This is a genomic window from Pseudoduganella ginsengisoli (genome assembly GCF_009720865.1).
In the GTDB taxonomy this organism is placed as follows: Bacteria; Pseudomonadota; Gammaproteobacteria; order Burkholderiales; family Burkholderiaceae_D; genus Rugamonas; species Rugamonas ginsengisoli.
This window is the reverse complement of record NZ_WNLA01000001.1, coordinates 812,726-827,170: the sequence shown is the minus strand read 5'-3', so window position 1 is coordinate 827,170 and position 14,445 is coordinate 812,726. Positions and strand designations below refer to the sequence as shown.

The following is a 14,445-nucleotide window of genomic DNA, read 5'->3' as shown; positions in this document are numbered from 1 at the left end:
ATAAACGGCGGGATGGGAACAGCACGGCGAAAGTTATAAAGAAAATAATTTCTCTAGATTAACATCGCGCTGTCATTTTGGCTAGCCCATTTGATAATCTTCTCGGTTAAGCTTCCGGCGTCCGGATATGTTCAATCAGCGCCAGCACGTCCTTGCCCGGCGGCGGCGTCAGCCAGCTGACGACGGCCATGGCCAGTACGCCGGCCGGCACGCCGAATATCCCTGCGGAGACAGGGGCAATCTGGAACCATTGCCCGGCTGCGCTGCCGCCCAGGATGGGATTGGTATGCAGCATGTAATACACGCAGACGAGGAAGCCCACGGCCATGCCGGCCACGGCGCCCTGGCGCGTGGCCCGCTTCCAGAACACGCCCAGTACCAGCGCGGGGAACAGCGTGGAGCCGGCCAGCGAAAAGGCTGCCGACACCAGCGACAAGATATCAGCGGGTTTGGTCGATGCGGCATAGGCGGCAATGAAGGCCACGGCCAGCAACAGCAGCTTGGAAATCGTCACGCGCTTTTGCGTGGAGGCGTGCGGATCGACGGTCTGGTAATAAATGTCGTGCGACAGCGCATTGGAAATCGCCAGCAGCAAGCCGTCCGCCGTGGACAGCGCCGCCGCCAGGCCACCGGCCGCCACCAGCCCGGAAATCACATACGGCAAGCCGGCGATTTCCGGCGTAGCCAACACCAGCACGTCGCCATCGAATGCAATTTCCGCCAGCTGCACGATGCCGTCGCGGTTGACATCGGAAATATTGATCAGCGGGTGTACGCGGTCCACATTGGCCCAGTACGACACCCACGTGGGCAACTGCGAAAATTTGCTGCCCACCATGGCTGTGTACACGTCATATTTGACCATCACGGCCAGCGCGGGGATGGTCAGATAAATCAGCAGGATAAAGAACAGCGTCCAGAACACGGACACCCGCGTTTCATGCACGGACGGCGTCGTATAAGCGCGCATCAAAATGTGCGGCAGTGCCGCCGTGCCCACCATCAGGCAAAACACCAGCGCGAGGAAGTTATTGCGTTTGACGTCGGAAGCCTGTTTTGCCGGCGCGGCGAACGGTTCCGCATGCGGCGCAGGCGGGATCGCCCGCTGTTCGTAATAGCGGCGCGCGGAATCCCACGCTTCCTGTGCTTCTTCCACGGTTTTTGGATAGGCCAGCAGGGCTTTTTCCGCCAGGCGGATTTCCAGCAAGGTGCCATTGCGCTGCTTGACGGTATCAAGCTGGCGCTGCGCTTCGAAACGGCCCGCATCCCACGTGCTGGGCAAGCCTTCGACTTTTTCCCGGTATTCGGCGGCGCGCTGCAGGAAAATGCGGCGCACTTCCTGCTCCTTCGGATCGTTTCGCAGCGCCTGTTCGCGGGCCGTCAATTGCGGCAGCAACTTGCCATAAGCTACTTGCGGCACGGGATTGCCGCCATGCTTGGCCGACAGCCAGATCGCGGGCATTAAAAACGCGACCAGGATGATGATGTATTGCGCCACTTGCGTCCACGTGATGGCGCGCATGCCGCCCAGGAACGAGCAGACGAGGATACTGGCCAGCCCGAGGAAAATACCGACGGAAAAATCCACGCCTGTGAAGCGCGAGGCAATCAATCCCACCGCGTAAATTTGCGCCACCACATACGTGAACGACACGATGATGGTGGCGGCCACCGCCATCATGCGCACGATGCGGCCGTGATGTGGTCCGCCATAGCGGGCAGCGAGGAAATCGGGAATCGTGTACTGGCTGAACTTGCGCAGGTAGGGCGCGATCAGCAGCGCCACCAGGCAATAGCCGCCGGTCCAGCCCATGATGTAAGCAAGGCCGTCGAAGCCGTGCAAATACAGCGTGCCGGCCAGGCTGATGAAGCTGGCGGCGGAAATCCAGTCGGCCGCCGTCGCCATGCCGTTGAACAGGGCCGGGACCCGCCGCCCCGCCACGTAATATTCCGCCACATTCGATGTGCGGCTGACCAGCCCGATGAATGCATACAGGGTGATAGTGGCCAGCATGAATAAATAGCCGATCCACACGCGCGGCATGCCTTCTTTTTCCAGCATGGCCAGCGCCAGCAAAAAGCAGGCGAAGCCGCCCGTAAATAGCAGGTAGTAGCGCGACAGGCGCTGGAAGAAAGTGCGCTTCATCGCGTCGATCGCGCGATGGCGCGGTAGCGCTGGTCCAGTGCGCGCATGCGCCACGCGTAACCGCCGATGATGGCGAGGAAGACCAGCAGCGCGCCCTGCGCGGCCAGGTAAAACGACAGGGGCCAGCCAAACAGCGTCATGCCGCTCATTTCACGGGCAAAGAAGACCGCGCCAAAGATCGTGGCGGCCCACAGCAGCAACAGCACGGCGGTAATCTGCCGGGTTTTTCTCCAGTGTTCATTGCGCAGCTGGCGCAGCAGTTCGTTATTCATCATCATTTGGCTCGGGAGGAGCCGGCGGCATGTAAATAGGGAAGGTCAGGCGGAACAGGCATCCCGGCATCTTTGGCGCCGTGCTGCGGGGATTGGACGTGAGTTCCACCGTGGCGTCATGCTGCTGCGCGATTTCGCGCACGATGGCCAGGCCCAGGCCGGAGCCTTCCGCCGTGCTGCCCAGGATCCGGTAAAAGCGTTCAAACACGTGGCCCCGTTCTGCTTCCGGAATGCCGGGCCCCGTGTCTTCCACTTCCACCACGGCCATGCCGCCAGCGCCTTTGACGCGTACCGTGACGGCGCCGCCCTGTGGCGTATAGCGCAGCGCATTGTCGATCAGGTTGGACAGCATTTCCCGCAGCATGGTGGGGTTGCCGGCAATGAGCAGTCCATCGTCCGGCCCTTCGTAGCCCAGGTCGATACGGTGGTTGAATGAGGCGGGCACCCAGTCGCGCACGGCGCTGCGGGCCAGTTCCGGCAGATCCAGCGGCAGCAGCGAGGCGCCCGCCTGCGGCTGGTTTTCCGCGCGCGCCAGCGCCAGCAACTGGTTGACGAGGCGCGTCGCTGCTTCCGAACTTTTCGCCAGCTGTTCCAGCGAACGGTGGATCTCCCCCTGGTCGGTCTGGCGCAGCGCCAGTTCCGACTGCATGCGCATGCCGGCCAGCGGGGTTTTCATCTGGTGCGCCGCATCGGCAATAAAGCGCTTTTGCATGTCGATCGACAGCGACAGCCGCTCCAGCATGTCGTTCAGCGAACGCACCAGCGGCGTGATTTCTTCCGGCACCTGGCGGGCATCGATGGGGCTCAAATCATCCGGGTTGCGGGCGCGTATGCGTTCCTGCAATTGCGCCAGCGGCGACAAGCCCCGCGACAGCGCAAACCACACCAGCGCCAGCACGATGGGCAGCACGATGAATTGCGGCAGGATCACGCCCTTGATGATTTCATTGGCCAGCTTGGCGCGTTTTTCCAGCGTTTCCGCCACCTGCACCAGCGCCAGCCGGGTTTCTTCCGCGCCCCGGTCTTCCAGCACGACAAACGAATACGCGACGCGCACCGGCGTGCCGTGCATATTGCTGTTCCTGAAGTGCACGGCGCCCGGGCGGTCGCGGTCATCTTCGGGCGGCTGCGCCAGTTCGCGGTCGCCATCCTGCACTTCGCCATTGGGCGCGACGATCTGGTAATACACGGTGTCGACGTCGTCGGCCCGCAGCAAGTCGCGGGCGGAACCGCCGGTGCGGGGTACGATGCGGCCATCGACTTCGCGGATTTGCTGGGCCAATACCGTGACGCTGTCTTCCAGCGCGTGGTCGAACGGCTGATTGGCGATGGACTTCGCCACCAGGTACGTGATGGCGATACTCATGGGCCACAGCAGCAGCAAGGGCGCCAGCATCCAGTCGAGGATTTCGCCAAACAGCGAATGCTGGATTTCCTCGCTGCCGTCGTGGTGGTCCGCCTGCCAGTCGGACTGGCTGTCATGAAGGGCGGGACCGTTGCTCACTGCGTGCTTTATTTCGAGTCAGGGCGCGGGGCGTCGCTGAACTTTTCCAGGCAATAGCCCAGTCCGCGCACGGTGGCAATGCGCACGCCGCCCACTTCGATCTTTTTGCGCAGGCGGTGCACATACACTTCAATGGCGTTGTTCGACACTTCCTCGCCCCATTCGCACAAGTGGTCGACCAGCTGTTCCTTCGACACGAGGCGCCCGGTGCGGGCCAGCAGGATTTCCAGCAAGCCCAGTTCACGGGCCGACAAATCCAGCATCTGGTCATTGATGTACGCGCTGCGGCCGACCTGGTCATACGTCAGCGGGCCATGCTTGATGACGGTGGAGCCGCCGCCCTGGCCGCGCCGCGTCAGCGCCCGCACCCGCGCCTCCAGTTCGGACAGCGCGAATGGCTTGGCCATATAATCGTCGGCCCCGAGATCGAGGCCGTTCACCCGCTGTTCGATGGAGTCCGCCGCCGTCAAGATCAGCACCGGCAACAGCGAACCTCGGGAGCGCAGCCGGCGCAACACTTCCAGTCCTGGCATTTTTGGCAAGCCCAGGTCCAGGATCAGCAAGTCGAATTCCTGGGTGGACAGGGCGGTATCCGCTTCCTGGCCATTCTTGACGCAATCAATCGCATAGCCGGACTGGCGCAGCGAACGGGTGAGGCCGTCGGCCAGGACGCTGTCGTCCTCGGCAAGTAAAATACGCATGGTTGATTCGAATCAGCTGCGGGAATTGGTATTTTGTAAGAGTTTGCATAACATTGCCAGCTTTTGCGCGGTTTATCGATTTCTGAAAACAGCGCTTGCAAAAACCACTGGATTTTTATACAGTACACCCTGTACCCATTATCAGACGCTGAGAGATCATCATGGACGACAAGAAAGCCGTAGTACCCGCATCGGAAAAAGCCAAGGCGCTGGCTGCTGCATTGGCGCAAATCGAAAAGCAATTCGGCAAGGGCTCCGTGATGCGCATGGATTCCAGCGCGCCGATTGAAGAAGTGCAAACTGTTTCCACCGGCTCGCTGGGCCTGGACATCGCGCTGGGCGTAGGCGGCTTGCCACGCGGCCGCGTGGTGGAAATTTACGGTCCGGAATCGTCCGGTAAAACCACGCTGACGCTGCAAACCATTGCGGAAATGCAAAAACTGGGCGGCACGTGCGCGTTCATCGACGCGGAACACGCGCTGGACGTGGTGTACGCACAGAAGCTGGGCGTGAACCTCAATGAATTGCTGATTTCGCAACCGGACACGGGCGAACAGGCGCTGGAAATCTGCGATGCGCTGGTGCGCTCCGGCAGTGTGGACATGGTGGTGGTGGACTCCGTTGCCGCCCTGACGCCACGCGCTGAAATCGAAGGCGACATGGGCGATTCGCTGCCAGGTCTGCAAGCGCGCCTGATGTCGCAGGCACTGCGTAAATTGACAGGCTCCATCAACCGTACCAATACGCTGGTGGTGTTCATTAACCAGATCCGTATGAAGATCGGTGTGATGTTCGGCAGCCCTGAAACCACGACCGGCGGTAACGCGCTGAAATTCTACGCATCCGTGCGCCTGGATATCCGCCGTACCGGTTCCATCAAGTCCGGCGACGAAGTCATCGGTAATGAAACCAAGGTCAAGGTCGTCAAGAACAAAGTGTCGCCACCGTTCCGCGAAGCGCACTTCGACATCCTGTATGGCGAAGGCACGTCGCGCGAAGGTGAAATCCTGGATCTGGGCGCCGAGCACAAGATCGTGGAAAAATCCGGTTCGTGGTACAGCTATAACGGCGAACGCATCGGCCAGGGTAAAGACAATGCCCGTATGTTCTTGAAAGAGCGCCCAGCCCTGGCGCGTGAAATCGAGAACAAGGTGCGTGCAGCGCTGGGCGTGCGTGAATTGCCGCGATCGGCGGAGGATGAAGCTGCAGCGCCGGCGCCAAAACTGAAAGCTGTCGACTAATGTAGGGCGGATTAGCGCGGAGCGGACTAGGCGTCCCCCTTATCCGCCATGCATGCGTCATCGCGACGCTTGCCGGATTACGGCGCGATGCGCCTAATCCAGCCTACATCTCACTAAAGGCGGATGAGCGCATTTGCGTCGTCCGCTTTTTTACATCTGGAGTCATGTCATGCCCATGCCCCCCCTCAGCCTGAAGGCCCGTGCCTTGCGCCTGCTGTCCACGCGCGAGCACAGCCGGCTGGAACTGGGCCGCAAGTTGTCCCGTTATGCGGAAGAGGGCGACGACGTGGAAGCGCTGCTGGATTTCCTGGAAAAGAATAACTGGCTGTCACAGGAACGCTTTTCCGAATCGCTGATCCACCGCCGCGCCGCCCGCTATGGCGCCAGCCGTATCGTGGCCGAATTGCAGAGCCACGGCATCCAGGGTGAAGCGCTGCAAGAATTAAAAGCGGGGCTGAAGGAAGATGAAACTGCGCGCTGCATCGAAGTGTGGCGCCGCAAATTTGGCGTAGTGGCCGAAGATGCACAGCAAAAAGCCAAGCAAATGCGCTTCCTGATACAGCGTGGCTTTTCCCAGAAAGCCGTGCGGGAAGCACTGAAGGGCAGCCCCGACGATGACGAGTAAATAGCCCGGAGTGCGTCAAAGTGGCGGCAGCCAGCCTGCCATAAATATTTACTACGTAGTGAGAATTTGCCTTCTAGTTGATATAAGGCACATCGCAACTCGCGCAATCGTGTGCTACACTTTGACGGTTTTTGCAGCACCGCGGGGGCGGTGGTTGTCCGTAGAAGCTGCGGCAACGTGCTTTTTGATGCTTAAAAGTACATGGCTGCTTTTTAATTTCTGCCGCGAAAGCGGCATCGGTATTATGTCCTTGTCAACTCCAGTCTCTCGACGTGCGCTACGGCACACGCGTGCCATAGACATCCAGGCGTACGCGCGCGAGGATGGCCTGTGGGACCTCGACGCCCATATCACCGACATCAAAGAAAACGACACCCTGCTCGCTTCCGGCCTGCGTCCGGCTGGCCAGCCACTGCACGACTTGTGGCTGCGCATCACAGTGGACCGAAAACTGAACATCGTTGCAGCCGAAGCCGATTCCGCCTCCGTTCCGTATCCAGGTTTTTGCGACACCATTGCCCCTGCTTACCAGGCGCTGGTGGGACTGAACTTGATGTTGGGTTTCCGGCATGAACTCAAGCAGCGCTTGTATGGCATGTCTGGTTGCACCCATTTGACGGAATTGGCCCTGGTCTTGCCAACGGCGGCAATCCAGGCTTTCGCCAACGACGTCTGGCCCACGCATGACGGGGCCAGCGCCGATGTGCCGCATTCCAAGCCGTTCCAGCTTGATAAATGCCATGCCTTGCGCACGGATGGCGGGGCAGTCGCCCGCTACTATCCGCGCTGGGCAGTGAAAAGGACTGGCCAGGCGCCCGCAGCAGAAGACCCCCCGGTAGTTTAACGACGCAGTTCAACCCTCGCAGTTTAATCTTTTATATCAGTACCAATCAGAAGGGAAGCCAGCATGAAAATCCATGAGTATCAAGGCAAAGAGATCCTCCGAAAATTCGGAGTGACGGTTCCGCGCGGCATTCCGTGCATGACCGTGGAAGAGGCAGTGAAAGCTGCTGAAACCCTGGGCGGCCCAGTGTGGGTTGTCAAGGCTCAGATCCATGCTGGCGGCCGTGGTAAAGGCGGTGGCGTGAAAGTCGCCAAGTCGATGGAACAGGTTAAAGAATACGCTGACCAGATCATGGGCATGCAGCTGGTGACCCACCAGACCGGCCCTGAAGGCCAGAAAGTACGCCGCCTGCTGATCGAAGAAGGCGCGGACATCAAGAAAGAACTGTACGTTTCGCTGGTTACCGACCGCGTCACCCAGCGCGTTGTGCTGATGGCGTCGTCCGAAGGCGGTATGGACATCGAAGAAGTCGCTGAAAAGCACCCAGAACTGATCCACAACGTGGTGATCGATCCAGCGGTCGGCCTGACCGACGCGGATGCCGACGCTGTTGCTGCGAAAATCGGCGTGCCAGCCGAGTCGATCGCGGACGCACGCGCCAACCTGCAAGGCTTGTACAAAGCGTACTGGGAAACCGACGCATCGCTGGCTGAAATCAACCCGCTGATCCTGACCGGTTCGGGCAAAGTCATCGCCCTGGACGCGAAGTTCAACTTCGACTCCAACGCGCTGTTCCGTCATCCAGAAATCGTCGCTTACCGCGACCTGGACGAAGAAGATCCAGCCGAAGTCGAAGCATCGAAATTCGACCTGGCTTACATCTCCCTGGACGGCAACATCGGCTGCCTGGTGAACGGCGCCGGCCTGGCCATGGCAACCATGGACACCATCAAGCTGTTCGGCGGCGAGCCAGCCAACTTCCTGGACGTGGGCGGTGGCGCTACGGCTGAGAAAGTAACCGAAGCATTCAAGATCATGTTGAAGAACCCAGGCTTGAAAGCCATCCTGGTGAACATCTTCGGCGGCATCATGCGTTGCGACGTGATCGCTGAAGGCGTGATCACCGCATCGAAAGCCGTTTCCCTGCAAGTGCCGCTGGTCGTGCGCATGAAGGGCACCAACGAAGATCTGGGCAAGAAGATGCTGGCTGACTCCGGTCTGCCGATCATTGCCGCTGACACCATGGAAGATGCTGCCAAGAGCGTTGTTGCCGCTGCAGCTGGTAAATAATTAAGGGAACCAACATGTCTATTCTGATCAACAAAGACACCAAAGTCATCACCCAGGGCATCACCGGTAAAACCGGCCAGTTCCACACCCGCATGTGCCGCGACTACGCCAACGGCCGCGAAGCTTTCGTCGCTGGCGTGAACCCGAAGAAAGCCGGCGAAGATTTCGAAGGCATTCCAATCTACGCTTCCGTGAAAGAAGCTAAATCGGAAACCGGCGCCACCGTTTCCGTGATCTACGTGCCGCCAGCAGGCGCCGCTGCCGCGATCTGGGAAGCTGTGGAAGCTGAACTGGACCTGGCGATTTGCATCACCGAAGGCATTCCAGTCCGCGACATGATGGAAGTCAAAGACCGCATGGCTAAAGCTGGTTCGAAAACCCTGCTGCTGGGCCCGAACTGCCCTGGCCTGATCACCCCTGACGAAATCAAGATCGGCATTATGCCTGGCCACATCCACAAGAAAGGCCGTATCGGCGTCGTGTCCCGTTCGGGCACGCTGACCTATGAAGCAGTGGGTCAGCTGACCGCACTGGGCCTGGGCCAGTCGTCGGCAGTGGGTATCGGTGGTGACCCGATCAACGGCCTGAAGCACATCGACGTGATGCGCATGTTCAACGAAGATCCTGATACCGACGCCGTCATCATGATCGGTGAAATCGGTGGTCCAGACGAAGCCAACGCTGCACGTTGGATCAAGGACAACATGAAGAAGCCAGTGGTTGGCTTCATCGCCGGCGTGACCGCGCCTCCAGGCAAACGTATGGGCCACGCTGGCGCGCTGATCTCCGGTGGTGCTGACACCGCGGAAGCCAAGCTGGAAATCATGGAAGCCTGCGGCATCAAAGTCACCAAAAACCCGTCCGAAATGGCGCGTCTGCTGAAAGCAATGCTGTAATTCAAGCTTTTGGTGAATAATAAGGGGGAGCGTTCAGCTCCCCTTTTTTTTGCCATGTGCCTGATACCCTGGTGTCAGGTGCATCATTTTCCTGGAGGCGTTGGTTGGGGAAGATCATCATTGCGCGCGAAGGCGTGGTCGAGCAGGAAGTTGCGCTCAGCAAGGAGCGCATGACGATCGGCCGCCGCAGCCACAACGACATCGTGCTCAGCCATCCGGCAGTCAGCGGTGAACATGCCGTCATCACGACCATCCTCGATGATTCATTTTTAGAAGACTTGCACAGCACCAACGGCACGTTCGTAAACGGCCAGCGCATTGGCAAGCATTTCCTTCAGCACGGCGACACCATCAAACTGGCCAAATACCTGATTGAATACCTGGCCGATGGCGTGCGGCCTCACACCGCAATATCGCCAGACGCGACTGTGCCATTGCCACAAGCGGGCATACCGGCTGGCCGCGTGGAAGTCTTGAATGGCGCGAATGCAGGTAAGCAGTTAGCACTCACTAAGGCTCTGACGACGCTGGGCCGTCCTACCGTTCAAGTCGTCGTGATTTCCCGCGGCGTGGACGCATATTCCATCGCCCAGGTCGAGGGCGATGCCCCCACGTTGCTGAATGGCGCGTTGCTGGGCAAGCAGCCAGTGCGGCTGAAAAATGGCGACGTCATTGACCTCAGCGGTACACAAATGGCGTTTAAACAAGATTGAACTGACAAAATCTGTCAGTTGCCAATTTTTTTCCATCGGAACTGACAATTTCTGCAGCGCGATTGACAAAAATCGTCAGCCAGACGGGCTAGATTGACGGAAATTGTCGGGAATCGGGTTCTCCAATGGCAAAAAACAGGCTGGCACGCCACTTGCACTTACTCAACCGTGGCACCAACAACCTGTTCCATCACCGTATGAGGAGAATCAAAATGAAATCCATTAAACAAATCAAGAAGCAAGCTCAAGCCGGCTTCACCCTGATCGAACTGATGATCGTTGTGGCCATTATCGGTATCTTGGCGGCCGTGGCAATTCCTGCTTACAGCGATTACACGATCAAAGCCAAAGTTGGTAACGCACTGGGCGCTGCAACGCCGCTGCGTACTGCAGTCGGCTTGTGCGCCCAGGAAGCGGGCGGGGTGCTCACTGGTTGCAATACCACTGCTGCTGGCGCCGTGACCGTTGTTCCAGTCTTTACTCCGACCAAAGAAGTGGCGTCGGCGACCGTTGCTGCTGGCGTGATTACGCTGACCCTGGCAAGCGGCATCGGTACCGGCGTCGATGGCATGACCATCACCATGACCCCGACCGTTGCAGCCAACGGCACGGCAGTGACCTGGGCGAATACCACGACGGTCACCAACACGGCTGCGGCGGCGGCGATCACGAAAAACAACTAATCTGATTAGTTGACGCTGCCTCCGATGGGGGGCAGCAACAAAACCGGGCTGCGGCCCGGTTTCTTTTTTGTCAGACGATTTTTTGCCGGTCCGCGATGAGCGCTTCGTAGGTGAGATTTTGCAGCAACGTATAGTGCGTTGGATCCAAGCCGGAAAATTGCACGCCGTACGTATGCATGGCCGGCCGGTCAGCCGTGGCGGGTTTGATGGCGTTGGTATTGCGCACGTGCGCATAGGTATTAACCAGCACTTGCCGGTTATCGGGCGGCGCCAGCAAGGTGAATGACAGGGCCACTTTGGAATTGCCTGTCGGTAGTGGTCCTTCGGATTCAATCAGTGCGCCGGAGACGCTGAGATTAACGAGGAAGACGTTGGTTTTGATGCCGCCTGCAGATGCCAGTTGGGCAGGAATATCGACTTTTACGCGCATGGCCGTGCGCAAGCTCGTGCCCTGGATTTGCGTGGGGAAAGCGACATGCGCATACAGCAGCGGACGGTCAAATACGCGCAGCACGACAGTGGAAAAAGCGCACACGTTGACACCGGAAAACACACGGATCGTCAGCTTGTCGCCTTCGGCAAGCGAGACCGGGGCGCCGTTTTCCAGCGGCACCTTGACGATCATGTATTCATCCTTGATCCAGCCGATGACCGTGGAAAAATGCTGGATAGGCTTCAGCGTACGGTGCGTGATCAGCTGGATCCGCCCGCCCACCTGCAGATTCATCTGCTCGAACTCATATTCCTGCGTCCGCGCTTCCGCTGCCGCTGTGCTGCTGCTCATGCCCTTCCTTTGCTGTAACCGTGTCCGGGCGGCAATTATATACCGGTGGTTGCAAATAAAGCATGGACGTGCATGATTTGCAACGGCGAATTATTAACTGGTTGCGCTCCAGTCGCCCGACTTGCCGCCATGCTTTTCCAGGACGCGGATATTGGACATGACCATGCCGCGGTCAACGGCCTTGCACATGTCGTAGATGGTGAGCAGGCCCACCTGCACCGACGTCAGCGCTTCCATTTCCACCCCGGTCTTGCCGTAGGTTTCCACTTGCGCGCGGCAGTGGACGGTGGCGTTGGGTGCATCGACTTCAAAATCCACGGCGACCCGCGTCAGCGCCAGCGGGTGGCATAGCGGAATTAAATCGCTGGTACGCTTGGACGCCATGATGGCGGCGATACGGGCAATGCCCAGCACGTCGCCTTTCTTGGCTGAGCCAGAGACAATAATGGCCAGGGTTTCCGGCTTCATTTTGATGCTGCCGCTGGCCACGGCGATACGGTGGGTTTCCTGCTTGCCGCCCACGTCCACCATATGCGCCTGTCCGGCCGTGTCAAAGTGGGTCAGTCCTGCATTCTCGTCATTGCTGTCGGTGTTCATGTATATTGTGAGGCTCTTAGCTGGTGTTGACAGGTATCATAGCATCGTGACTCTCAAACGTTTCTCATCGCGCCTGATAATCCCTCTCGCGATTTCCCTCTTGTTCGCTGCGCCACAAGCCAGCACGCAAGTATTGCCATCGAAGCCGATCAATTTGCCTAACCTGGGCGATACGGAACGGCAGGAATTGTCGCCCCTGATCGAACGCAAGCTGGGCGAGCAAATCATGTACGAGATCCGCAGCAACAAGGATTACCTCGATGATGAACCCATCCTGGAATACTTGAATGAGCTGGGCAATAAACTGGTGGCCGCGCACCCGGGAGCTCGGGGCGAAGCCAGTTTTAACTATGGATTCTTTGCGGTGCGCGACAACCAGCTTAATGCCTTTGCATTGCCGGGAGGATTTATCGGGGTGCACTCGGCGCTGCTGCTGGCGGCGCAAAATGAATCGGAACTGGCGTCCGTGCTGGGCCACGAAATCGGCCACGTCGCGCAGCGCCATATTGCGCGCCAGCTGGGACAGCAAAAAACGGATGCGCTGATTCCGCTGGCTGCCATGGTGCTTGCCGCGCTGGCCATGAAATCCAGTCCGGATGCGGCCATGGGTGTCATGATGGGCGGGCAGGGCCTGGCGATCCAGCGCCAGTTGAATTTCGGCCGCGACGCGGAACGGGAAGCAGACCGCGTGGGTTTCCAGATCATGGGCGAAGCGGGGTATGACACCAGCGGCATGGTGGCGTTTTTCCAGCGTATGCAGACGGCCACGCGCAATTACAGCGATAACGTGCCAGCCTACCTGCTGACGCACCCGCTGACGACGGAACGCATTGCCGATATCCAGGCGCGTATCCGTGAACAGCCTTACCGCCAGCGCGCCGACAGCCTGGCGTTTCACTTGATCCGCGCCCGCGCCCGCGTGCTGCAGGATGAAAGTTCACAGGGGCTGGCGGAATCCATCCGCTATTTCCAGGATTTGCTGCTGCAGGATAACCGCCAGCAAAAGACGGCCGGTCAATATGGGCTGGCGTTTGCCATGTTGAAGAAAGGCGATTTCGCTGCCGCGCAAAGCTGGCTCGACAAGGCGCTGGCCACCGTCAATGCGCCGGCGCCGGCCGGGGCGCTCGGCGTGGCGCGGCAAGATGTGGCGCCCACGGTCTTCACCAGCCTGTCGCTGGACATCAAGCTGGCGCAGGAAAGCAATGCGCCGCTGATCAAGGCTGCGCTGGCGGAAGCGGAAAGCGCGCACCAGAAATATCCGCTGTCGCGCGGCATTGCGCATCAATATGCGAAGGCCATGATCGTGGCGGGTAATACGGAAGAAGCCGCCCGCTTCCTGCGCGACCAGGTGCAGCAATACCGGGAAGAGCCGGAAGGGTTTGATTTATTGGCCGAAGCGTATGCGAAGCAGGGCAAGATGGCATTGCAGCATATGGCGCTGGCGGAATCGTACATGCTGCAAGGTGGCATGCTGGCGGCCATTGACCAGCTGGGGCTGGCGCGCAAATCGCCCGATGCGTCGTTTTATGACCAGTCGCAGATCGATGCACGCGAGCGGGAGTTCAAGCAGCGGCGCAAGGAGGCGATGGGGGACAAATATAAGGAGCCGTGATGGCGCATGCATGGCGGTTTCGTGGAAACCGCCCTACGGAGTTGGCGTTGGCTGGAAATGGAATTTTTCCGCCATTTCGGCCGCGCTCAGCCGCTGCAACGGTACCGGGCCTAATTGCAGCGGGATGTCTTGGCCATCCAGCCAGGCAGCCAGCGCCTCGTCGCCTGCGGGCATAAATTGCATCATGGCTTGCGCCAGATCGCGGTCATCCAGTTGCGCCACCACGGCGCCGCTGCGCAGCACCAGGTGGCCATCATCGGTCAGCCACGCTTCATCGATCGCGCCCAGCGGCGCGCCTGTGTGCAGCACATAGCCGTGTGTTGGATCCGTGCGCACGATGTGCGGCGTCGCTTCCAGATTCACATACACGCGCTGCGGCCCATTCTGGAAATACCAGCAGCCCCGTTCATCGCAGTCGTAATTGCGGACTATAAACCCCACCAGTGCAGGATTGGTCAGCTTGTCGCCCGGTAAATTGAAATGCTGGGCGCGCTCGTCGCGCATGCGCCAGTTGCCCCGCGCATCGAGGCTCAGCCAGCCGTAGCAGTGGGGGACATTCGGCCACTTTGCCAGCGCCTGTTTGACGATGTCATCCAT

At 59.3% G+C, this 14,445-nt stretch carries 15 protein-coding genes; 8 read left to right on the top strand and 7 right to left on the bottom strand.

Features of this window, described 5'->3' with window-relative positions; genetic code table 11:
* Positions 1 to 106: 106 nt before the first annotated feature.
* Genes GM668_RS03580 through GM668_RS03565 form a run of 4 tightly spaced genes read right to left on the bottom strand, consistent with a single transcriptional unit; the run spans position 107 to position 4,623 of the window.
* Positions 107 to 2,146 carry a sodium:solute symporter family protein gene (locus tag GM668_RS03580; RefSeq protein WP_155437508.1) on the bottom strand — a complete coding sequence of 680 codons (2,040 nt, stop codon included), beginning with the start codon at positions 2,144 to 2,146 and terminating at the stop codon, positions 107 to 109.
* Positions 2,143 to 2,424 (bottom strand): DUF4212 domain-containing protein, encoded by a 282-nt coding sequence (locus GM668_RS03575; protein WP_155437507.1) that lies wholly within the window; start codon positions 2,422 to 2,424, stop codon positions 2,143 to 2,145. The genes GM668_RS03580 and GM668_RS03575 overlap by 4 nt, the downstream gene beginning before the upstream one ends.
* Positions 2,411 to 3,922, bottom strand: a complete 1,512-nt coding sequence (locus GM668_RS03570; protein WP_371868621.1) for a sensor histidine kinase — start codon at positions 3,920 to 3,922, stop codon at positions 2,411 to 2,413. Before GM668_RS03570 ends, GM668_RS03575 begins: the two co-directional genes overlap by 14 nt.
* Positions 3,923 to 3,930: 8 nt before the next feature.
* Entirely contained in the window at positions 3,931 to 4,623 is a 693-nt protein-coding gene (locus GM668_RS03565) for a response regulator (RefSeq protein ID WP_155437506.1), read from the bottom strand.
* A 161-nt stretch (positions 4,624 to 4,784) separates the two neighbouring features.
* Between GM668_RS03565 and recA the strand changes: the two genes are divergently transcribed.
* The 7 genes from recA to GM668_RS03530 all read left to right on the top strand — a co-directional run bounded on the left by recA (position 4,785) and on the right by GM668_RS03530 (position 10,855).
* Entirely contained in the window at positions 4,785 to 5,864 is a 1,080-nt protein-coding gene (gene recA / locus GM668_RS03560) for a recombinase RecA (RefSeq protein ID WP_155437505.1), read from the top strand.
* Between the two features lie 169 nt (positions 5,865 to 6,033).
* Complete coding sequence (gene recX, locus GM668_RS03555) at positions 6,034 to 6,489, top strand: recombination regulator RecX (protein ID WP_155437504.1); 456 nt, start codon at positions 6,034 to 6,036, stop codon at positions 6,487 to 6,489.
* Positions 6,490 to 6,733: 244 nt separating this feature from the next.
* Positions 6,734 to 7,333 (top strand): DUF2889 domain-containing protein, encoded by a 600-nt coding sequence (locus tag GM668_RS03550; protein ID WP_155437785.1) that lies wholly within the window; start codon positions 6,734 to 6,736, stop codon positions 7,331 to 7,333.
* 63 nt (positions 7,334 to 7,396) lie between these two features.
* Positions 7,397 to 8,563, top strand: a complete 1,167-nt coding sequence (gene sucC / locus GM668_RS03545) for an ADP-forming succinate--CoA ligase subunit beta (RefSeq protein ID WP_155437503.1) — start codon at positions 7,397 to 7,399, stop codon at positions 8,561 to 8,563.
* A gap of 14 nt (positions 8,564 to 8,577) precedes the next feature.
* Positions 8,578 to 9,459 (top strand): succinate--CoA ligase subunit alpha, encoded by an 882-nt coding sequence (sucD, locus tag GM668_RS03540; protein ID WP_155437502.1) that lies wholly within the window; start codon positions 8,578 to 8,580, stop codon positions 9,457 to 9,459.
* Between the two features lie 104 nt (positions 9,460 to 9,563).
* Positions 9,564 to 10,172 carry an FHA domain-containing protein gene (locus GM668_RS03535; protein WP_155437501.1) on the top strand — a complete coding sequence of 203 codons (609 nt, stop codon included), beginning with the start codon at positions 9,564 to 9,566 and terminating at the stop codon, positions 10,170 to 10,172.
* 212 nt (positions 10,173 to 10,384) lie between these two features.
* Positions 10,385 to 10,855: a pilin gene (locus GM668_RS03530; protein WP_155437500.1), complete on the top strand. Its 471-nt coding sequence runs from the start codon at positions 10,385 to 10,387 to the stop codon at positions 10,853 to 10,855.
* A gap of 70 nt (positions 10,856 to 10,925) precedes the next feature.
* Here GM668_RS03530 and GM668_RS03525 read toward each other — a convergent pair whose 3' ends face one another.
* Both GM668_RS03525 and moaC read right to left on the bottom strand, forming a co-directional pair.
* Entirely contained in the window at positions 10,926 to 11,639 is a 714-nt protein-coding gene (locus GM668_RS03525) for a flagellar brake protein (protein ID WP_155437499.1), read from the bottom strand.
* A 93-nt stretch (positions 11,640 to 11,732) separates the two neighbouring features.
* Positions 11,733 to 12,236, bottom strand: a complete 504-nt coding sequence (gene moaC / locus GM668_RS03520) for a cyclic pyranopterin monophosphate synthase MoaC (protein WP_155437498.1) — start codon at positions 12,234 to 12,236, stop codon at positions 11,733 to 11,735.
* Here moaC and GM668_RS03515 point away from each other — a divergent pair.
* Positions 12,235 to 13,848, top strand: a complete 1,614-nt coding sequence (locus GM668_RS03515; RefSeq protein ID WP_155437497.1) for a M48 family metalloprotease — start codon at positions 12,235 to 12,237, stop codon at positions 13,846 to 13,848. The two genes, moaC and GM668_RS03515, sit on opposite strands and share 2 nt — an antisense overlap.
* Positions 13,849 to 13,881: 33 nt before the next feature.
* On the opposite strand, the gene GM668_RS03510 is transcribed toward GM668_RS03515, so the two are convergent.
* Positions 13,882 to 14,445: a DUF2946 family protein gene (locus tag GM668_RS03510; RefSeq protein WP_155437496.1), complete on the bottom strand. Its 564-nt coding sequence runs from the start codon at positions 14,443 to 14,445 to the stop codon at positions 13,882 to 13,884.